Origin of the sequence: Rubeoparvulum massiliense (genome assembly GCF_001049895.1) — a bacterium.
Taxonomy (GTDB): domain Bacteria; phylum Bacillota; class Bacilli; order Rubeoparvulales; family Rubeoparvulaceae; genus Rubeoparvulum; species Rubeoparvulum massiliense.
In genome coordinates, this window is sequence record NZ_CVPE01000006.1 from 354,617 (window position 1) to 375,832 (window position 21,216).

Consider the following 21,216-nt stretch of genomic DNA (forward strand, 5'->3'; position numbering starts at 1 on the left):
CTATTTTATTTTTTTAATAAGTATTAAACATCCGTTGAATTTCTTTGATGTCATCGGTTTTTGTTAAAGCTAATTGTAGTAGAATGCGAGCTTTTTGTGGATTGAGATTATCGCTGGTAATGAATGGCTCATCACCATAGATAGATTCCGTAACGACTCCATTAGGAACACGGGCAGAACGAACGATTACGACACCTTCTTTTGCAGCGTCACGTAATCCTTCTAGGGTTTCAGGATAGATACTACCATTACCTGAGCCAGCATGGACAATTCCTTTTGCCCCAGCCTTCACGGCAGCATCAGGGAAGAGGCGACTATCGTTCACATGGCTATAGACGATTTCAACACGGGGTAGCTCCGTTAGATTGGAAACATCAAATTCGGTATCTTTCGTATGTTTTTTAAGAGGTGCTTTATAGTAGTAGACCTTACCGTTTTGGATATAGCCTAATGCCCCTAACTCTGGTGACTTGAAGGTGCTTACATTGGCAGTGTTGGTCTTCGTCACATCACGAGCACTGTTAATTGTATCATTCATACAGATCATGACACCCATGCCCTTGGATTGGGGATCGGATGCTACTTTTACAGCATTATAAATATTCATTGGCCCATCGGCACTCATTGCAGTAGCAGGGCGCATCGCACCAACGAGGATAACAGGTTTATCACTTTTCACAACAAGATTGAGGAAGTAGGCCGTTTCTTCTAATGTATCTGTTCCGTGCGTAATGACGACACCATCTACATCAGGTTGAGCTAGCACTTCATTAACACGCTTTGCTAGCTCGAGCCAGATTTCATCGTTCATGGAAGGACTTGCAATCTTACATACTTGTTCGCCAGTAATATTGGCGATTTCCTTCATTTGTGGCACTGCATCGATGAGGATATCAATTCCTAGTGCACCGGCTTTATAGCCCGATGTTTGCGTAGCTGATGATGCAGTTCCAGCAATGGTTCCACCAGTCGCCAAAATCACAATGTTTGGCTTCACATCCTTGGCAACCGTTGCTTTTGTCGCTTGGTCAGAAGCAGCATTGGCTACGGTAGAAGCAATACCTGTACCTTGTAGGGCAAAAATCAACATACATACCAACATGATCATCACGACCGAATAACGTATACGGCGTTGCATGTGCTTAACCCCCTTGGATGACTGAATATGCTACCCTTTTATTGTAACAAGGAATTGTGATCGCAACCTTTTCTTTAATGTGAATATAATCACATTATGACGTGATGTTTTCAGACTAGTTTTAATAACAGATTTAACCTTTACTGGCAATAAGCTTTGCGTTGAAAATAGAAGAGAACTAGCCCTAGTGAGAAAAAATAGCATTGTTAAAAGATGATGAAGAGCCTGTTTATTCAACCAACGTTCAAGTTTTAATTAAGAGCTTGATGTGGACGGCATTTTCACTCTATTTAGAAAAAACAGTTGACTTTTTTGAAAAGCATGTATAAAATACACATTAACTTCACTATATTAAAGTGTTAAAGTATCGGTAAAGGATCTGATAAGATTGTGGAAAAGCAAAATTCCCGAAGGTACTGTAGACCTTGATATGGATTCCTTTGAAAAAAAGGAGCAGGCTTGTATGCTGCTCAAGCAACTCTATCAAGGGGCTGGCTATCGCCAGGTACAAACACCCACTTTCGAATATTACGAGCTTTTTATCAATACAAAGGGGACACTTCAAGCCAATCAGATGGTGAAGCTCATCGATAGCGATGGTCGTATCTTAGTGCTTCGACCGGATGCAACACTTCCCATTGCCCGTATGGCTGCCGCAGCCTTTTCCAAGGGAATTACGGTGAACAAATATTCCTATATCACCTCAATCTTTCGCTTTAATAAGGACCAGCAGCAAGCCCTTCACCAGCGTGAGTTTACGCAGGCTGGGGTTGAATTTTTCGGAAGAGCTGATCTTGATGCCGATCTGGAAGTGATCAAACTAGCCATTCAAACCATTGAAGAGTCTGGTTTTAGTAATTTTACCATCGACTTGGGGCAAGCCAATTTTTTTAAAGCCTTAATTGAAACAACCACACTAGACGACGAAGATCAGGAATTCATCAAACAGTGTATTGAGGAGAAAAACTTTAGTGAATTACAACGCTTCGTTGCTGAGCTTGATTTGTCTGAGGATTATCAGAGAGCAATTCGTAGTATCCCATCTTTATATGGGAAGCCAGAGCAAGTTCTAGAGAAAGCAGAGACACTCGTCCAAAATCCGCGAATGAAAGATGCCTTAAATCAGCTGGCCACAGTCTATCACCACCTCGTAGGAATGGGCTATGGCGCCAATATCACCTTCGATCTCGGCCTTATTAATCATCTCAACTACTATACAGGAGTCATCTTCCAAGGGTATGTAGCCAATTATGGCAAGCCCCTCCTCCTTGGGGGACGATATGATGATTTGACAAAACAGTTTGGTATACAGATTCCAGCCACAGGCTTTGGGGTAAACATCGATGATCTCGTCGAGGCAAAGGAGGCTGTAGGATGGATGAAATAACCATTGCGCTGGCGAAGGGACGACTAGCCCAAGAAACCATTGATCTCCTCAATAAAATCGGGATCCGTTTTTCAGAATATCGAAAGGGAAGTCGTAAATTAATCTTTGAGGATGAGGAAGCAAAAATTAGAATCATCCTTGTAAAGGCACCTGATGTCCCTATTTATGTGGAGAAGGGTGCAGCAGACCTTGGGATTGTTGGCAAGGATACCTTGATGGAAGCTGAAGCAGATGTTTTTGAAGTGATGGATTTAGGCTTTGGTCGTTGTAAATTCGCGGTGGCAACCATACCTAGCAACAGTAAGCTGGAAAGACAAAAATTAATCGTCGCTACGAAATATCCGAAGGTGGCAAAAGCCTTCTATGCTCAAAAGGGGTATAACGTAGAGATCGTTCAATTAAATGGCTCCGTAGAATTGGCTCCACTGGCAGGTCTCGCTGATGTCATCGTCGATATTGTGGAGACGGGTCAGACGCTAAAGGAGAATGGTCTCGAAGTGGTAGAGGAGATTTCTCAACTTAGTGCTCGCCTCATTGTAAATAAGGCGAGCTTTAAAACCAAGTCGCAACGAATTCATCACTTCATCAGCAATTTACAAGCAAAGCTGTAGGGTGAAAGGGGGAGGAGATTGGATGAAACGGATTCAAGTTGAGGAGCAGGATCTTCAAGTCCTTACCAGGGAGAAGCAAGGGAATAACCAAACCGCCTATGCGAAGATTGACCATGTGGTAGCGAAAATTATTTTGGATCTCCAAGAACAGGGAGACGAAGCGCTCCGAAGCTATACCGCCCAGTTTGACCAAGTTGAAATCAATGACATCAGGGTATCGGAGGCAGAGTTTACACAAGCGTGGAATGAAGTTGATCCTGCCTTCATTGAAGCGCTTATCGCGGCGAAAAAGAATATTGTTCAATTTCACGAACGGCAGCTCGAGCAATCTTGGCTCCTGGATCGTGGTGAAGGGATCCTCTTAGGTCAGCTCGTTCGTCCTATTGAAAAGATTGGGGTCTATGTACCAGGAGGAAAGGCAGTTTATCCCTCCACTGTCTTGATGGATACCATTCCTGCCAAGGTAGCAGGTTGTAAGCGAATCGTCATGGTGACACCACCAAGCAAGGATGGCAAGGTAAACCCATATACACTGGCTGCTGCCAAACTGGTTGGGGTTGATGAGGTATATAAGGTGGGAGGTGCTCAGGCCATTGCAGCTCTCGCATATGGTACTGAAACTATTCAACCAGTGGATAAGATCGTAGGTCCAGGTAATATCTATGTAGCACGTGCAAAGAAAATGGTATTTGGCGCAGTAGATATTGATATGATTGCTGGTCCCAGTGAAGTTTGTATTATAGCCGATGATGGTGCCAATCCTGCCTATATCGCAGCGGACCTCTTAGCGCAAGCGGAACATGATGAAATGGCAGTGACCACGTTAATCACCACTTCTACCACGATAGCAGAATGGGTAGAGCAAGAGTTAGCAGAGCAGATGGTGCAATTAGAACGTGTTGAGATCATCAAACAATCATTGCAGGATCATGGAAGGATCTATGTTGTGAAGGATCTTGCAAGCGGTTTTGCGCTGATGAATGAAATCGCACCAGAACATCTTGAATTGATGATACAGGATCCTTTTCAATGGATCCCGAAGGTGCATAATGCAGGGGCCGTCTTTGTTGGATCGTATTCACCGGAGCCTCTCGGCGATTACTACGCTGGTCCTAACCATACTTTACCCACTGGTGGTACAGCAAGGTTCTCCTCACCCTTAGGTGTCTATGATTTTATCAAGAAGTCCAGTGTAATCTACTATAACGAGCAAGAACTAGCTCAAGCGAAGGAGCATATTATTCGCATTGCTGAACAAGAGGGCTTAACGGCTCATGCCAATGCCATACGGATTCGTTTCTGATTCTAAAACATTGCTAATCATACTATTTTAAGGGAGGAAGGGGAATGAGAAGAGCCCAAATTGAGCGGCAGACAGCAGAAACATCCATCAGCTTAAACTTCGTATTAGATGAAGGAAGTCAACAACCACAGATCGAGACGGGCATTGGATTTTTGGATCATATGCTAACATTGATGATTTATCATGGACAGATGGATTTGCAATTAACCTGTCAAGGCGATCTTCATGTGGATGCCCATCACACCGTAGAGGATCTTGGGATTGTGCTCGGGCAAGCTTTTCGAGAAGCTCTCGGTGATAAGAAAGGGATTCAGCGCTATGCAACCACTTATACACCCATGGATGAAACACTCTCCATGCTCTCCATTGATATTAGTGGCCGACCCTATTTACATTATGATGTGAGCATTCCTGTTGAGAAGGTAGGAACCTTTGATACACAGCTAGTCGAAGAGTTCTTTCGCGCCTTTGTCAACCATGCCCAGGTGACGCTGCACATCAATCTCTTATATGGAAAGAATGGTCATCATATTATCGAATCGATTTTTAAGGGCTTTGGCCGTGCACTCTTTCAAGCAACCAGAATTATACCCGGTCGAAAGAGCCTACCATCTTCCAAAGGTCTCATCTAAATTGACAAGGAGCTGAAGAAATGATCGTATTCCCAGCTATTGATATTCGTAATGGAAAATGTGTTCGCCTTGTCCAAGGTGATTACAGTCAAGAGGATGTCTATGGAAACCCTGTGCAAATGGCTATGAAATGGCAAGAAGAAGGCGCAAAGGCATTGCATTTGGTCGATTTAGATGGCGCTTTGTACGGAACCGCCAAAAATATCTTTGTGATCAAAGAAATACTCCAATTATCCATCATCCCTGTACAGATCGGTGGTGGGATTCGCAGTCTGACCCAAATCGAACGGTTGCTCCATATGGGGACAGCACGGGTGATTCTCGGCACAAAAGCACTACTTGATCCTACTTTTGTCAAAGAGGCCGTTCAGGAATTTGGTGAATCCATCGCAGTTTCCATCGATGCAAAGGAAGGCTATGTTGCAACAAATGGCTGGACGAAGACGAGTACCATTCTCGCCCTTGATTTTGCAAAGCAATTGGAGGATGTAGGAGTAGCCACCATCATCTATACGGATATCGCCAAGGATGGCATGCTAGCAGGACCCAACCTTCAGGGCTTAAAGCAGATCGACGAGGTAGTACAAATGGATGTGATCGCCTCTGGTGGGATCACCAGCTTTCATGATGTTTATGAACTGAAACGAATGGGACTTTATGGTGCCATTGTGGGTAAGGCACTCTATACTGGCAAGCTTACATTATCCGATGTAATTGAATGATCTTGAAATAAGGAAGTGGACTGAATGAGCAACCAAGAAAGAAAACGAATTATTCCATGTCTTGATGTGAAAGAGGGCCGTGTTGTAAAAGGAAAGCAATTTAAACGGATCGTTGATGTGGCTGATCCACTTCAGTTAACCCAAGAATATTGTGATGCTGGTGCTGATGAATTGGTCTTATATGATATTACAGCAACCGTAGATAATCGAGGGATCTTCATCGATCTAGTGGAAGCAGTAGCAGAACAGGTGACGGTTCCCTTTACCGTAGGGGGTGGTATCCGTACCCTCGAAGATGTACAGAGAGTATTGAATGCTGGTGCAGATAAGGTTTCCATTAATAGCGCAGCTGTGAAAAATCCTGCATTGATAAGCGAAATCGTGAATCAATATGGTTCAGAGGTGATGGTGCTCGCCATTGATGCTATTAAAGATGAAACCGATCATTGGTGCGTAACGATCAATGGTGGTCGGTTCAATACAGGAAAAGATGTTGTGGAATGGGCGAAGGAGGCAGAAGCGCTCGGTGCAGGGGAGATCGTGCTCAATGTGATCAATACCGATGGTGAGGAGTCGGGATACGATCTTGAGATTACGAAGCAGGTAGCAGATGCGGTATCGATTCCGGTAATCGCTTCAGGAGGAGCAGGGAAGCCTGAAGACTTTCTCGCAGTACTACAAGAGAGTAAGGCGAGTGCAGCCCTTGCCGCCTCTGTTTTTCATTACGGTAAAATCAGAATTGATAAGCTGAAAACCTATTTAAAGGAGCAAGGAGTGGGGGTGAAGATGAATTGAAGTTAGACGATGTTGGAGTAGATCTGCAATTTGATAAGCAAGGTTTAATTCCTGCCATTGTTCAAGACTGGGAATCGGGACAGGTCTTAATGCTTGCCTATATGAATCAAGAATCGCTGAGGAAGACGCTTGAAACCAAGCAAACATGGTTTTTTAGCCGCTCCCGCCAAGGGCTCTGGCATAAGGGAGCTACCTCTGGCAACGTACAGCTTGTCCAGCGAATCAGTGCAGATTGTGATGGAGATACGCTTTTGATTGAAGTGGATCAGCATGGAAATGCTTGTCATACCGGTAAATACAGTTGTTTTTTTAATCTTCTTGATACGGACCCAGCCGAAATTGATTATGAACGGGACATTGTTCAACAACTCTTTGCATTTATTCAAGAGCGTAAGGCTCATCCTGTGGAAGGCTCCTATACCAACTATCTCTTCCGAGAAGGTGTGGATAAGATTTGTAAGAAGATTGGGGAGGAATCTAGCGAGGTTATTATCGGAGCTAAGAATCATAGTCGATCAGAACTGACCTATGAGATTTCCGATCTGATCTATCATACTCTCGTCTTAATGGTAGAAGAAGGGGTCTCCATCCCTGATTTAAAACGTGAATTAACCAAACGACATTATGAAAAGAAGCGGGAATAGACCAAGTAACTCGTTGACGGTACACAGATGTTATATTAAGATAAAAATAGGCATTACATCACTCAATTGCTGAAATGAATAGATATGGTTTAAGCTTCATTTAGATGAGACGAGAATGTTACAGTGAGGTCATTGTAACCTTATTTTAGAAGAGATAAGAAGAGAAGAGTAGAGCTGAGACGAGATGAGCGAAAACCTGTGCCATCGAAGAACCAGGGCTTCCTCTGCCATGGTTTTTTATTTTTTTCTTTGCTCCAGGTACCCCGAATTGAGATACAATAGCTTCTCCTCGTGATAATTTTCACCTTCAAACTCTCTCTGAATTTACATTACTTTACTGCAATATTCTCCTTCGTCAACAAATCGAATTTCACGGAGGGAGAACTATGAGAACCAATCAATTGCAAGCACCTGATCAATATGGACGTTATGGAGAATTTGGTGGCCAATATGTTCCTGAAGCACTAAAACATGCCTTATCTGAATTAGCAGAAGCCTACACTTTATACAGCCAAGACGCAATATTTCAAGCAGAACTAAGCCAATTACTCCATCATTATTCTGGACGACCCACCCCCCTATACTATGCAAAGCATCTCTCCTCCTATCTTGGAGGAGCACCGATCTTCTTAAAACGAGAGGATCTAAATCATACGGGGGCTCATAAGATCAACAACGCCTTAGGGCAAGGACTGCTCGCTAAGCGGATGGGGAAGAACAAAATCATCGCAGAGACAGGAGCAGGCCAGCATGGTGTTGCAGCTGCAACAGTAGCAGCATTATTAGGCTTATCCTGTAAAGTCTTCATGGGTGAAGAGGATATGGAACGGCAGCAGCTCAATGTGTTTCGAATGCAGCTCCTTGGTGCTGAAGTGGTACCAGCAACTACTGGCACCAAAACACTGAAGGATGCTACCAATGAAGCATTCCAGTACTGGGTGACCCATGTAGAAGATACCTTCTACATGATCGGATCCGTTGTTGGGCCCCATCCCTATCCCTTGATGGTACGTAATTTTCAAAGGATCATTGGTGATGAAGCACGTCAACAGATTTTGGAACAAACAGGCGCCCTACCAGCTAAGGTGATCGCCTGTGTCGGTGGTGGGAGCAATGCCATGGGGATCTTCTATCCTTTTCTTCAAGATAATGTGGAATTAATCGGGGTAGAAGCAGCTGGGAAGGGCATTGCCACAACGGAGCATGCTGCAGGCCTCTCGAAAGGACGACCTGGCGTGATTCATGGCGCTTTTACCTACTTATTGCAGGATGATGAAGGGCAGATCCAACCTGCTTACTCCATTTCTGCAGGCTTGGACTATCCTGGTGTAGGACCAGAACATGCTTACTTAAAGGAGGAGGGACGTGCAAGCTATGTTGCTGTTACCGATGAAGAAGCATTGAAGGCTTTACACTTATGTAATCGATTGGAAGGAATTTTACCTGCACTGGAGAGTGCCCATGCCCTTGCCTATGCTTTTACAATTGCTCGTACTGAAAAGAAGCCCCTCATCGTCAATCTTTCAGGGCGGGGCGATAAGGATATTCTTACCATCAAGGATCGTATGTAAACAAAAGGTATTTACCATAAGTTCGTTCAAAATGATATTTATGACTGGTCATTTGTAGATGAATAGATTATAATAACTATTAGGTAGTAAATAATTCTTTTTAGGAGGAATGTTCCATGTCTAACAAACTTCAAGGTACAAAAACTTTGGATAACTTAAAAGCTGCCTTCGCTGGCGAATCTCAAGCCAATCGTCGTTATCAATATTTCGCAAAACAAGCAGATACGGAAGGACTTGCAGAGGTTTCTGCCGTATTCGAACGCATTAGTAAAGGTGAAACAGCTCACGCATTTGGTCACTTCGATCAATTATTAAAACACGGAGCAGGCGACCCTGTTACTGATCTTCCAGTAGGTACAACAGAGAACAACTTAAAATCAGCCATCGCTGGCGAAGAATATGAATTCTCCGAAATGTATCCTGGCTTTGCAAAAATCGCTCGCGAAGAGGGCTTTGAAGAGATCGCTGAATGGTTTGAAGTGATGGCTAAGTCTGAAAAGGCCCATGCTAGTCAATTCAAGAAAATCTTAGATTCTCTTGCATAATAATTTCAATCCAATTGATCATCAATGAGGCTGCTCTGCAGCCTTTTTTCATCTCAAGTATAAGACCAGTATGAAGGAGGCGATGATGTGAAAAAAATATCACGTGAAGATTTAATCCCAGTAGCTGAGTATGATAAGCTTGCCGATCGGTTCTTAAAAGAAGTGATCCACGAGAAAAGAATCCGGAGAACCAAGCTCAATGATCGAATGACGGGCCTTTTCGAAACGAAGCTCACCATCTGGTACCAGATCATGGAGATGATCCGGGCAGAACGGATTGAAGATGAAACATATTTAGAAGAGATGCTTGATGTGTATAATGAATTGATTCCTGAAGATCATGAATTTAGTATGACCTTGTTTATTGAAATTCCGAATCAACAGGAATTACGGGAATTTAACAAGACCATCGTCGGCATTGAAAACCATGTTGAGCTAGCCTTTGGGGAGCATACGATCCGATCCTATGAACCCGGTGCAGACGAGGATGACGAAGATCATTATACTCAATCGGTACACTATCTCCGGTTTCCATTCACACCAGATCAGAAGGATGCCTTTCTTCATGAACAAGGAAATGTCTTTATTAAAGTAACGCATCCCAACTTTCAATCCGAGTATCCATTGAATAAAGAGCTCGTACTCAGTTTACAGAAAGAGCTCCAAGCGTAGTAGGATGAATACCACTCCAGATAAAAAATAAACACCTTAGGAACATTAAATGAAGAAGAACCACAGGATCTTTTTATTCCTGTGGTTCTTCTATCTAATGAGGGATTATTCCTATGTCAAGACAAATGACAAAACGTTATAGTAAAAGTAGGTAGAAATAGCTTATGCAGATATTGATTCCAACTACTACGGTGGGGTGGTGACTAGCTTGAGAACGATCCGCGCAAAATTGGGAGTTGCTTTTCTTGTCGTAAACTTATTAGCTCTACTAATAGCAGGAACTGGGATATTCGGGCTTGCTGATGTGTCAAGTAGTATACTTTCCTTTCAAGATCGGGCAGCAGATATGGCATCCATCCGCGGTGTAATCACCTCGGTGGAGAAAATGCATAATGCTGAGCTTCAATTGATTTACCAGAATAATCAAAGGGCTATTTCCCGCTTTACAGAGGCATCTGAGCTTGCCCGAGCGGACATGGAGCAGATTGAACGTGCTGGTAAAACAAATACTGAGCAAGTATTGCTCTATTTATTGGAGAAGGAATTATCAGCCTATGACCAGATGTTTCAAGTGGAGATGGTACCGACCTGGCAAAGCTATCAAGCCTCCATCCAATCTACAACTGTCACGTCATTAAATAACGCATCTATAGACGATGAACAGTTTGCCAATCATCTTTACCTCTATGAATCTCAGATCCAACACTTGGAGGGTCAAATGGCCACTGTTCAATCGCGGATTGATAAAGTGGTCTTCCACCTGATACAACTATTTGAAGTGGATAATTCACGCGTCTCGGATAATTTACACCAAGTTGTCTCCCTCACACGAACAACCATGATTGTTGCAACAACTACAGCCATTCTCTTAGGCTTATTGATCTCCTTTTTCTACAGTCGTCATCTCACACAGCCCATCGCGGAATTGGTGCAGCTTGCTGGCGAGGCTTCCCGGGGAAATTTACTGGTACGATCAAAAATTCAGCGTTCAGATGAATTAGGGACCTTAAGCAAGGGCTTTAATCATATGGTGGAGGAGATGAAAAACCTTGCTGGTCAAGTAAAACTATCCACTGGTACCGTTGATCAATCCTTACATACCTTGCAAGAGAATACACGAGACCTACAGAATGCTTCCACCCATATCGTTCTTGCCATTAAGCAGGTAACTGCAGGTGATGAGCAAGCTACCGATCGCCTCGTTCAGATTAATCAGAACCTCAGTGATATCGTCGAAAATATCAATGGGGTAACTACCGAGGTGGTTGAGGTATCCACAATTACCAATCACTCCAATGACATCGCAAAATCGGGTCTTACTTCGATGACCGAACTAAACCAACAGATGCAGAAGGTACAAGAGGTATTCCAACTCACCGTAGAAAAGATGCAGGCCTTTACCCAACGCAATCAAGAGATCAATACCATTCTTCGTTTGATCCGTGAAATTGTTGAGCAGACCAATCTGCTTTCCCTAAACGCTTCCATTGAAGCTGCTCGTGCTGGCGAGCATGGACGAGGCTTTGCTGTGGTGGCAGAGGAGATCCGTAAGCTTTCTAGCCAGTCTGAAACAGCAACGCAAGAGATCGCAACGATTCTGCAGACCATTCAAGTAGAGACAGAGACCATCTCAAAACTGATGCAAAAGGGCAAGATCGAGGTTGAACAAGGCACCAACCAAGCCAGTCACTTCTCCCTCAATATGCAAGAGATGGCTGATCAATTTTCAGATCTTGATGATAATATGAAGAACATCTCCACAAAAACCGAGATGGTTCGGGGACAAAGTAATGACATTCTCCAAACAGTCACCACGATTGTTAAGATGGTCGAGGAGAATATGGCAGCTACCGAGGAGATTCGTGCAAATACCGAGGAACAATTACAGCTTTCAGACCAAACGGTCAAAGTTTTTAGCCAATTGGATCAAAACTTTGAGGAATTAAAAGCAGCCATTGCATCATTTAAAACAGCTGAGGAGGGAGAACATGAAAACTAAAGGATTTCCACTTATATTGGTCATTATCCTACTTGGGATGATCACCCTAGGTTGTAATACTACGGTGGAGAATAGGGAACTTACCGAAGAGGAGATGGAGGCGATCTTATCGGAGGTAACTGGGGGAGAAGAGGCATTGATGGCCGCTGCCCAGCGATATTTTGATGGACTCAATTCAGAAAACCGTAATCTAATATCACCTCAAGACCTCGATAAGTTGGTGAAGGATAGTGGCGAATCCATTTACATCCTCGATATTCGTCAAGCAGAGGATTTTGCCAAGGGGCATATTGAAGGCGCTCACAATGTCTGGTGGTTCGATGTTGGTCAACACTTAGACCAACTACCTAAGGATAAGCAAATTATTGTGACCTGTTATACTGGTCAAAGTGCAGGACAGGTGATTGGCGTGCTCCGTACTGTTGGTTTTAATGCCATCTCCTTATTAGGTGGGATGAATAATGGTTGGTATCAGAGTGATTTACCTGTCGTTCAATAATTATTCACAGCCAAACATCTAGCCGTTTTCTTGACACTTCCGCTGTTATTGAATATAATTTATAATTAACAATAGAACACTTTAATACTGTGATAGGGAATAGTAATCTTTTCAAGTGCTCAGAGAGCAAAGCCCGTGGGCTGTAAGGCTTTGCCACCGCTGGAGAAATGAACCCACCCTGGAGTAGTTCAGGATCAACCGAACCGTTTTCCCACGATATGGGAGCCAAGGGGGCAGAGCCAATATTATCTTGTTCTGCCAATGAAGGTGGTACCGCGGATTTAAAGATTCTTCCGTCCTTTTAGAAGGATGGAGGGATCTTTTTTGATCATCACGACAATTTTCGCAGAGAGGGATGCTTATGAGCAAACAACGAATCGTCGTAAAAATTGGTAGTAGCTCTTTAACCAATAGCAACGGTGGCTTGTGCATGGAAAAGCTAACTGAGCATGTGGCTGCCTTAGCCAAGTTAAAGGAAGCTGGTCATGAAGTGATTTTGATCTCATCTGGAGCAGTCGCCGCAGGCTTTACACAGCTCGGTTATCCCTCACGACCGGTAACACTTGCAGGAAAACAAGCGGCAGCCGCAGTGGGGCAAGGCTTACTCATGCAGGGATATGCCGAGACCTTTCGTAAACATCATCGGATCGTTGCTCAGCTCCTGCTCACCCGCGATAATTTTGTGAATCAAGAGCAATACCAAAATGCTTATTCCACCTTGATGGAGCTATTGAAGCGGGATGTGATTCCCATCATCAATGAAAATGACTCCGTCGCAGTGGAAGAGCTCACCTTTGGCGATAATGATATGCTCTCGAGCTTAGTAAGTGGGCTTGTCCATGCAGATCTGTTAATGATCTTAACTGATATAAATGGAATCTATGACGATAACCCCAACAAAAATCCTGATGCTAAGAAGTATTCCTTCTTACCTGAGGTAACGGAAGAACTGTTTGCCGTTGCCGGCGGAAGTGGTTCACAGGTCGGTACAGGTGGCATGCGCTCGAAAATTACTGCAGCAAAGCGAGCACTCTCCCTCGGTGTCAATGTGTTTATTGGCACCGGAGTAGGTGATGATAAACTAATGGATATTCTCGATGGGAAGGGCGATGGTACTTATCTAGGATTTTCCGAGCATGCACCAGTCAAAAATAAAAAGCAATGGATTGGCCTTTATTCTGAGAGCAAAGGTGTAGTCTGTGTAGATGCTGGTGCTGAAGGAGCCTTGCTCCATCATGGGAAGAGTCTACTGCCAGCCGGGATTATTCATGTAGAAGGGCAATTTCTCCCTAGTGATGTAGTGGAAGTGGTTAATGAAAAAGGACAGCGGATTGGTCGAGGTCAGATCAATTTTTCCTCACAAGAGCTTGAGGTAATCAAAGGCTTATCAAGCACAGAAGCAAAAACCATCACCCATAAAGGCATTACCGTGGTGATTCATCGAGATAATTGGGTAGCCATTCGAAAGGAGCAAATGATCCCATGAGTGATTTAATTGACAAAGCAAAGAAGGTGAAGGAAGCTGCACCAAAGCTTGCCTTCGCCACCACAGATGAGAAAAATCAAGCCTTAGCCTTAATGGCAGAGCAATTAATCTTAGAAACGCCTTTCATTCTTGAAGCCAATCAACAGGACCTTCAAACGGGACGAAACAATCTAATCTCTGAAAGTATGCTGGATCGCCTGGCTTTAACACCCGCGCGAATTCAGGCCATGTCCGCTGGGTTAAAAGAATTGATTCAATTACCTGATCCAATTGGTGACATTCTCGAACGAAACCAACGACCCAATGGTTTAATAATTGAAAAGGTTCGCGTACCACTTGGCGTAATCGGAATGATCTATGAAGCTCGCCCTAATGTGACAGTGGATGCAGCAGGTCTCTGTCTCAAAGCAGGAAACACTGTTTTATTACGAGGTTCATCCTCTGCCATTCATTCTAATCAAGCCCTGATTAAGGTCCTCCATCATGGATTGGAAAAAAGTGCGATTCCCATGGAGGCAATTCAATTATTGGAGGATACCAGCCTAAAAGCTGCAACTTGCATGCAGAAGCTGAATCAATACCTGGATGTCTTAATCCCCCGTGGTGGTCCTGTCTTGATTCAGTCCGTGGTTAACCATGCTACCGTGCCTGTTATCCAAACAGGTGTTGGTAATTGTCACCTCTATATTGATGCATCAGCTGATCCCAGCATGGCCTGTGCAATCTCCCTCAACGCAAAGGTACAACGTCCTTCTGTTTGTAACGCAGCTGAAACAATTCTTGTTCATGAGGAATGGGCAACGTCCCATCTGATGGAATTGATCACTACACTACGTGAGCATGGGGTTACGATCTATGCCGACGAAGGGACTCGTCAAATCGATCCTAACCTGTATCCTGCCTCTGAAAAGGATTGGCAAGATGAATATTTAGACATGGCTGTTGCCTTGAAGGTGGTCCCTAATCTTCAGACTGCGATGAAGCATATCCATACCTATGGGACAAAGCATTCGGAAGCGATTATTACCGAGAATTTAGAGAACGCATCTACCTTTTTGAGTCAAGTAGATGCAGCAGCCGTCTATCATAATGCCTCTACACGCTTCACCGATGGTACTCAGTTTGGTTATGGTGCTGAGATGGGCATTAGTACACAGAAGCTACATGTACGAGGGCCTATTGGTCTAGCAGGTCTGACATCAACGAAATATATCATCCATGGCACAGGTCAAATTCGAGGATAGGTGAGAGGAATGACAAAAATAGTATCTAACATCGCTGATCAAACCATCGCTTTTATCGGAGCAGGTTCCATGGCTGAATCGATCATTGCTGGATTGATCGCCGATCGGATTGTGGCACCATCACAGCTCATTGCCACCAATCGTCAAGATGAAGATCGTTTGAAATGGCTGGAGCAGCATTATGGGATCAAAACCACTGTGAATAAAGAGGAAGCAGTGGCTCATGCAAATCTCATCGTCTTGGCGATGAAGCCGAAAGATATTGAGAGTGCGATGAAGGCGATCCGCTCCTATACTTCAGAAAAACAGCTCTTCATCTCCGTTTTGGCGGGAATCTCCACTTCATATATTACTGAATTATTAGGGCATCACGCTCCCGTCATCCGTACCATGCCCAATACCTCTGCCAAGGTAGGGGAATCTGCAACGGCGATCAGTGCAGGCGCCTATGCAACGGAGCGGGAGATCCAACTGGCCTGTGCATTGTTCTCTGCTATCGGAACGGTAACCGTGGTACCTGAGGAGCAATTGGATGCGGTGACAGGTTTAGCTGGAAGCGGGCCTGCCTACATCTATTACCTGGTAGAAGCTATGGAGAAAGCGGCCACAGAGATTGGGTTAGATGAAGAGGTTGGTAAAGAATTAGTGATCCAGACCTTAATTGGAGCAGCTAAGCGCTTAAGCACTACCTCAAAAACAGCGGAGGAACTCTATACGCAAGTTATGAGCCCTGGAGGTACAACGGAAGCGGGCTTACAGGTCTTAGCAGAAAATCATTTTCAAGATGCCATTGTCGCATGCATTAAGCGAGCCACAGAACGCTCGAAGGAACTAGGTGCACAAACGAAGAACTAATTTAAAGCGCTAATAATTAGAGTCTATGACACCAATCATTGTATGGTTGGTGTCATTTTTAATCATGTCGTAACTGGCAATTGTTGAGACTATTAAACTATGTTAAGATCATATAGTAAATTATGGTGATATAAGGTAGGGATTGTCATGACAATGATCGGTATTGATTTAGGAACGACCCATAGCTTGGTTGCTGCTTGGACAGAGCATGGTCCAACGATTATCCCCAATGCACTAGGCAGTCATTTAACCCCTTCTGTAGTAAGCGTGGATGAACAAGGGCAGATCCTGATTGGGGAAGTAGCAAAGGAACGCTTGATTACCCATCCTCATTTAACAGCATCTGTGTTTAAACGCTATATGGGCACAGCCAAAACCTTTCAGCTAGGGAACTATCAATTTTTACCGGAAGAGTTATCCAGCCTCGTAATTCGCTCCTTAAAGCAGGATGCTGAGGCTTATTTAGGTGAAGAAGTGACGGAGGCAGTGATCAGCGTCCCTGCTTACTTTAATGATATTCAACGTAAGGCAACACAACGTGCTGGCGAATTGGCAGGATTAAAAGTGGAGCGACTACTCAATGAACCTACTGCTGCAGCTATCGCCTATGGATTACATGAGCAAAAACCAGAAACCCAATTCCTCATTTTTGATATGGGAGGGGGAACCTTTGATGTCTCCATCCTTGAGCTCTTCGACCAAGTGATGGAGGTAAAATCTGTTGCTGGTGATAATTTTCTCGGTGGTGAGGATTTTACCGATCTATTATTGACAGAATTCCTCCAGTATCATCAAATTGAACTGGAATCCCTAGATACGAAGACATTAAGCGCTCTTCGTAAGCAGGCTGAACGATGCAAGCACCAGCTTGGCGAGGAACGCTCCGGTACCATGAGCTATCTATTAAATGGACGCTCCCTTGAGTGGACCGTGGATCGTAATCGTTTCGAAGTGTTAGCGAAGCCTCTCCTAAATCGGCTCTTAAAACCGATGGAACGAGCACTAAAGGATGCTTCCTTAAGCGCTAAAGATCTGGATGCGGTTGTCCTGGTTGGTGGAGCCACCCGTATGCCCTTGATCTATTCCTTTGTTGGAAAGATGTTCGGTCGTCTTCCATCTCATCATCTCAATCCCGATGAAGTAGTAGCACTAGGTACAGCGATTCAAGCTGCTATGAAGGAGCGGCATGCAGCCATTCAAGATGTGGTACTTACCGATGTATGTCCCTACACGTTGGGGACAAAGGTTGCTGTTGAGACAGATTCAGGGGAGTATGAATCTGGCCATTTCCTACCTATTATTGAGCGGAATACCATCATTCCTGTAAGTAAGGTAGAGCGACTCTATACCATTCGTGACAATCAGACGGAACTAAGAGTGGAAGTCTATCAAGGCGAGAGTCGCTTAACCAAGAATAATATTTTCTTAGGAAAGTTAGAGATTCCTATTCCTGCTGCACCAGCAGGTGAACAAGCCATCGACGTACGTTATACATATGATATTAATAGCATCCTAGAGGTAGAAGTCATAGCAGTAGAAACAGGGATCAAAAAGCAGCTGATCATTCAAGAGAAGCCAGGTCAAATGTCGAAGGAGGAGATCGAGGAACGATTTCGGCAGTTAGAGAATCTGAAGATTCATCCTCGTGATCGCCTAGAAAATCGCTTGCTCCTTGCCCGTGGTGATCGACTATATGAAGAGTCCCTTGCTGAATTGCGTATGGTCATCGCCTCTGCCCTTCAACGCTTCGAGCAGGCCTTACGAAGTCAAGATGATCAGCTGATCAAACATGAAGCAAAGCGTTTAAAAGCGTTCTTAGATCAAGTAGAAAGGTGATAGAAAGAAGAAATGACGAGGATGACCAGTTGGGAAGTACTTGGAATCGAGCCAACAGATGACGTCAAGCAAATCAAAAGTGCCTATGCAAGGAAGCTTAAAATCTATCATCCAGAGGAAGACCCGGAGGGGTTTCAGCATCTGCGTCTTGCCTACGAAGAAGCGCTAGAATCTGCAAAGAATGAGCAAGAATCACAAGAGATCGTATTCTTCCAAGAAGAGCCTGTTGCTAAAGAGAGCATTGAATATGATGAAGCAGAAGAAGGGCTTGAAGAGGGGGGTGCCTCCCCATTCATCGCTACCACTGTTACACAAGATGATACGTCCACTGCTGGTGAGCTAGCCAACCAATTTATGGACCAGGTTGCAGCCATCTATGAGGACTTCTTTGCCCGTATTCAGCTTGAGCATTGGAAGCAGTTACTAGAGCGGGAGGAATATTGGAACCTCGATGTTAAACAGATCATTAATGAACGTATCCTTGACTTTTTCATGGGACATTTTCATATGCCACAGGCAGTCTGGCGCGTGCTCAATGAGCATTTTTATTGGACGGAGCAGCAGGAGGATCTCTATGCTCAATATCCCGAAAGCTTTGTGCGCTATCTAATCCGCCAAATTGAACAGCCTGGTCTGTTACGCTACGATTGCTTTAATCCTGATATAGAGATGGATTATGACGCGTATCTTGAGCACCGAGAAGAGGCCTATTATGCTTTAATCCGTAATGATTTAGATTCTGCAGGTGAGGCATTATCTGCTGCCTCCCAAATCTACACGGCGGATCCTGATCTACTCCGTTTAATCGGTCAATATTATCTACGATTCGATGATACATACGAAGCTTTTAAAGCCTTCGATCGCCTTGTTGAAGCCTTTCCAGAGGAGATTGATGGTTATAAGCATCGTGGTCGCCTCTTTTTGAAGATGGGAGAGACCAAGAAGGCGCTCCTTGATTTTAACCATGTACTAAATGTTGTTCATACAGATCCCGATGCAAAAGCAGGGATCGCTCAATGCTATTTCGCCTCAGGTCAGTTCGAGGAAGCAAAGGCTCTTTACAGTGAGAATACTGTCATTTTCCCCTATGCTCTTGAGCCACATGTTCGTTTGTTAGAAATCAATCAAATCTTGGTGGAGAAATTACAGAAGCAGCTTGAACTATCACCGAAGGAGTATTCACTTTACTATCCCTTGGCTCAACTCTATTTTGAGATGGGCCAATATGAAGAATGTTCCGAAACCCTCGATGATCTAGACTTGGAGATGAATCTTACCTCAGAGATGCACTTCCTATGGGGTCAGGCCTTGATTAAACAAAATCAAGTAAATAAAGGGATCAAACGCTTTGATCAAGCTTTGGAGTTGGCAAGGAAAGAAGGGAAAGACCGTGTCCCTATCCTATTCCAACGAGGGCTTGTTATGCTAGAGATCAAGGAAGATTATGAAGCTGCCATTCATGATCTATCCGAGGCTGAGAAGCTCAATCCTCAGAATGCTGAAGTTTTGCATCATCTTGCCGAGGCATATCGCTACCATGGAGAGCATGAGAAGGGTATTCAATATTCTGATCGAGCCATTGCCATTGATTCCTCCCGTTGGATCTACTATTCAACAAGAGGGCTCTGCCACTATGCCTTAAAAAACTATGCCGAGGCACGTGATGACCATGCTGTAGTGGTAGAAAACGATTACCAGTTCACTGATGCATGGATCCGGAAGGGGAATTGCCATCTCAGTTTGGGGGAATTTGAAGAAGCCATTGAATGCTTCCAAACCGTGATGGGGTGGAGTGATGTTAGCATCACCCATTTCAATATTTCCCTAGCCCAGTTCAAAATGAATAATATCACTGGGGCATTGGAATCCATTCAGCACTATATCTCCCTGGAGCCAGAAGATGCAGATGGCCATCTAGTTCTTGGGGATATCTACCGTGTCATGGGAGATATGGAGAAAGCATGTGTAGAATATTGTCACGGATCTGACTTAAACCCACAAGATGATATCATAGCCCTCGCTGCTGCTCAATCCCTCTATACGGAGAAAAAACATGAACGAATCCTGATCTATCTAGAGCGTATACCCTTATCCAATCCGAACTTTCTATGGGTTCTGCTCACCAGAGTATGGGTTCATCTGGAACGACGAGAGTGGCTCCAAGCTTTGAAGCTTTTAAATCTGTATGTGAAGCACGCACCTATCGATGAGGATGATCCCTATGCTTCGATATATGGTGGGGTGATCACATATTACATGGGTAAGCCCAAGTTAGCATTAGAGACATTGACTCCTGTCTATGAAGCTGGTATACGTGGGGACGCTTGTAGTGTATTGAGCATGATCTATTTTGATATGGGACAGATGGATCTGGCATTGCGTTATGCCCGAGAAGCCCTCAATTCTAATCCCGAACATCCCGACTATCTCACACGGTATGAAGGCATCTTAACGTACCAAGGGCAGAAACCTAAGCGCTTTACTCTCTTTCAACAGAACAAGCAATCTTCAAGAAAACGCTGGCCCATGACTGTTTCCATTGATCAACATCGTGGCCTGGATCTACCTAAGTTTCACTTCTTACAAGGGGTAGGTGAAGAAGATGAGTAAAAATCGAATGGATGAGTTAATACAAGGACAATTGTATTCCATCGCCTTAGCTGCACCTTTATTGGAGCTGAACGACCTTACACCAGAAACAGCCTATACGTGGGAACCAACGGATGAGAATGTGAAGCGATGCAAGCATATGCTAAAGTCAGGTTGGAGCATTGAAGATACAGCTACGCTCAAGGAAAGATTGGAATGGCTCTTGAAGGAGGGTCACAGTAGCTCTTTCATGGAGATTCGTTCCTTCCTCTCCACTTTGTCTGAAGCGGGGCAAGCGGCTTATATCGAGGCACTTCCGAAGAATACATCGCAACATATTGAATATGAAATCGTTCGAGCATACAATAATAGAATACCCTATGCTGGGATTGCCGCCTGGGATTTTGGACGATACTCCTACCTGTGTCAAGCAGGGATGCTGGCAGGTTATCTCTCAGAGGGTGAAGGCTGGGACCTCATGAAGAAAGTAGCCATTCTTGCGCAAAAATGTTATTCTAGTTGGGTTGACTATGGACTCGCCTATTTTGTTGGCCGTTTATTTTGGCTAGAAGAGCTCCATACCGACCACACCAATCGTCATTACACCATGATCCAAAGCTTATTAATCAATCCCCATAGCTTATGGAGAAGATTAGATTGGAATTTGGTGTTAGAATAAGAGATGAGA

The 21,216-nt window shown here is 44.2% G+C and carries 19 protein-coding genes and 1 other annotated feature; of the genes, 18 read left to right on the top strand and 1 reads right to left on the bottom strand.

From position 1 onward, the window contains the following. Positions 1–13: 13 nt before the first annotated feature. The gene (locus tag BN1691_RS09495; RefSeq protein WP_082147108.1) at positions 14–1,138 is read right to left on the bottom strand and encodes a type II asparaginase; all 1,125 of its coding nucleotides are present in this window, start codon (positions 1,136–1,138) and stop codon (positions 14–16) included. 388 nt (positions 1,139–1,526) lie between these two features. Between BN1691_RS09495 and hisZ the strand changes: the two genes are divergently transcribed. From hisZ to BN1691_RS09585, 18 genes are all read left to right on the top strand, one after another. Beyond that, the gene (hisZ, locus tag BN1691_RS09500; RefSeq protein ID WP_048602003.1) at positions 1,527–2,525 is read left to right on the top strand and encodes an ATP phosphoribosyltransferase regulatory subunit; all 999 of its coding nucleotides are present in this window, start codon (positions 1,527–1,529) and stop codon (positions 2,523–2,525) included. Beyond that, complete coding sequence (gene hisG, locus BN1691_RS09505) at positions 2,513–3,136, top strand: ATP phosphoribosyltransferase (RefSeq protein ID WP_048602004.1); 624 nt, start codon at positions 2,513–2,515, stop codon at positions 3,134–3,136. The genes hisZ and hisG overlap by 13 nt, the downstream gene beginning before the upstream one ends. 22 nt (positions 3,137–3,158) lie before the next feature. Further along, positions 3,159–4,439 carry a histidinol dehydrogenase gene (hisD, locus tag BN1691_RS09510; RefSeq protein WP_053083741.1) on the top strand — a complete coding sequence of 427 codons (1,281 nt, stop codon included), beginning with the start codon at positions 3,159–3,161 and terminating at the stop codon, positions 4,437–4,439. A gap of 44 nt (positions 4,440–4,483) precedes the next feature. Next, on the top strand, positions 4,484–5,071 hold the full coding sequence (gene hisB / locus BN1691_RS09515) for an imidazoleglycerol-phosphate dehydratase HisB (RefSeq protein WP_048602005.1): 588 nt from the start codon (positions 4,484–4,486) through the stop codon (positions 5,069–5,071). A 20-nt stretch (positions 5,072–5,091) separates the two neighbouring features. Then, positions 5,092–5,793, top strand: coding sequence for a 1-(5-phosphoribosyl)-5-[(5-phosphoribosylamino)methylideneamino]imidazole-4-carboxamide isomerase (gene hisA, locus BN1691_RS09520; RefSeq protein ID WP_048602006.1), 702 nt, complete (start codon positions 5,092–5,094; stop codon positions 5,791–5,793). A 24-nt stretch (positions 5,794–5,817) separates the two neighbouring features. Then, entirely contained in the window at positions 5,818–6,588 is a 771-nt protein-coding gene (gene hisF, locus BN1691_RS09525) for an imidazole glycerol phosphate synthase subunit HisF (RefSeq protein WP_048602007.1), read from the top strand. Continuing rightward, a complete protein-coding gene (hisIE, locus tag BN1691_RS09530) occupies positions 6,585–7,232 on the top strand; it encodes a bifunctional phosphoribosyl-AMP cyclohydrolase/phosphoribosyl-ATP diphosphatase HisIE (RefSeq protein ID WP_048602008.1) in 648 nt (215 codons plus the stop codon). Before hisF ends, hisIE begins: the two co-directional genes overlap by 4 nt. Before the next feature lie 386 nt (positions 7,233–7,618). Further along, positions 7,619–8,803: a tryptophan synthase subunit beta gene (trpB, locus tag BN1691_RS09535; protein WP_048602009.1), complete on the top strand. Its 1,185-nt coding sequence runs from the start codon at positions 7,619–7,621 to the stop codon at positions 8,801–8,803. Between the two features lie 116 nt (positions 8,804–8,919). Continuing rightward, positions 8,920–9,348, top strand: a complete 429-nt coding sequence (locus BN1691_RS09540) for a rubrerythrin family protein (protein WP_048602010.1) — start codon at positions 8,920–8,922, stop codon at positions 9,346–9,348. An 87-nt stretch (positions 9,349–9,435) separates the two neighbouring features. After that, the gene (locus tag BN1691_RS09545; RefSeq protein ID WP_048602011.1) at positions 9,436–10,020 is read left to right on the top strand and encodes a DUF3501 family protein; all 585 of its coding nucleotides are present in this window, start codon (positions 9,436–9,438) and stop codon (positions 10,018–10,020) included. A 208-nt stretch (positions 10,021–10,228) separates the two neighbouring features. After that, complete coding sequence (locus tag BN1691_RS09550; protein WP_048602012.1) at positions 10,229–12,019, top strand: methyl-accepting chemotaxis protein; 1,791 nt, start codon at positions 10,229–10,231, stop codon at positions 12,017–12,019. Continuing rightward, positions 12,009–12,518: a rhodanese-like domain-containing protein gene (locus BN1691_RS09555; protein ID WP_053083742.1), complete on the top strand. Its 510-nt coding sequence runs from the start codon at positions 12,009–12,011 to the stop codon at positions 12,516–12,518. Before BN1691_RS09550 ends, BN1691_RS09555 begins: the two co-directional genes overlap by 11 nt. A gap of 80 nt (positions 12,519–12,598) precedes the next feature. Further along, positions 12,599–12,822 (top strand) — a binding site (T-box leader). A gap of 57 nt (positions 12,823–12,879) precedes the next feature. Continuing rightward, positions 12,880–14,004 carry a glutamate 5-kinase gene (proB, locus tag BN1691_RS09560; RefSeq protein WP_048602013.1) on the top strand — a complete coding sequence of 375 codons (1,125 nt, stop codon included), beginning with the start codon at positions 12,880–12,882 and terminating at the stop codon, positions 14,002–14,004. Next, positions 14,001–15,248 (top strand): glutamate-5-semialdehyde dehydrogenase, encoded by a 1,248-nt coding sequence (locus BN1691_RS09565; protein WP_048602014.1) that lies wholly within the window; start codon positions 14,001–14,003, stop codon positions 15,246–15,248. The genes proB and BN1691_RS09565 overlap by 4 nt, the downstream gene beginning before the upstream one ends. A gap of 9 nt (positions 15,249–15,257) precedes the next feature. After that, a complete protein-coding gene (gene proC / locus BN1691_RS09570; protein WP_048602015.1) occupies positions 15,258–16,103 on the top strand; it encodes a pyrroline-5-carboxylate reductase in 846 nt (281 codons plus the stop codon). A gap of 147 nt (positions 16,104–16,250) precedes the next feature. Beyond that, a complete protein-coding gene (locus BN1691_RS09575; RefSeq protein WP_048602016.1) occupies positions 16,251–17,939 on the top strand; it encodes a molecular chaperone HscC in 1,689 nt (562 codons plus the stop codon). Positions 17,940–17,960: 21 nt separating this feature from the next. Beyond that, entirely contained in the window at positions 17,961–20,549 is a 2,589-nt protein-coding gene (locus BN1691_RS09580; protein ID WP_048602017.1) for a tetratricopeptide repeat protein, read from the top strand. Further along, complete coding sequence (locus BN1691_RS09585; protein WP_048602018.1) at positions 20,542–21,207, top strand: DUF1266 domain-containing protein; 666 nt, start codon at positions 20,542–20,544, stop codon at positions 21,205–21,207. Before BN1691_RS09580 ends, BN1691_RS09585 begins: the two co-directional genes overlap by 8 nt. The last annotated feature ends 9 nt before the right edge of the window (positions 21,208–21,216 follow it).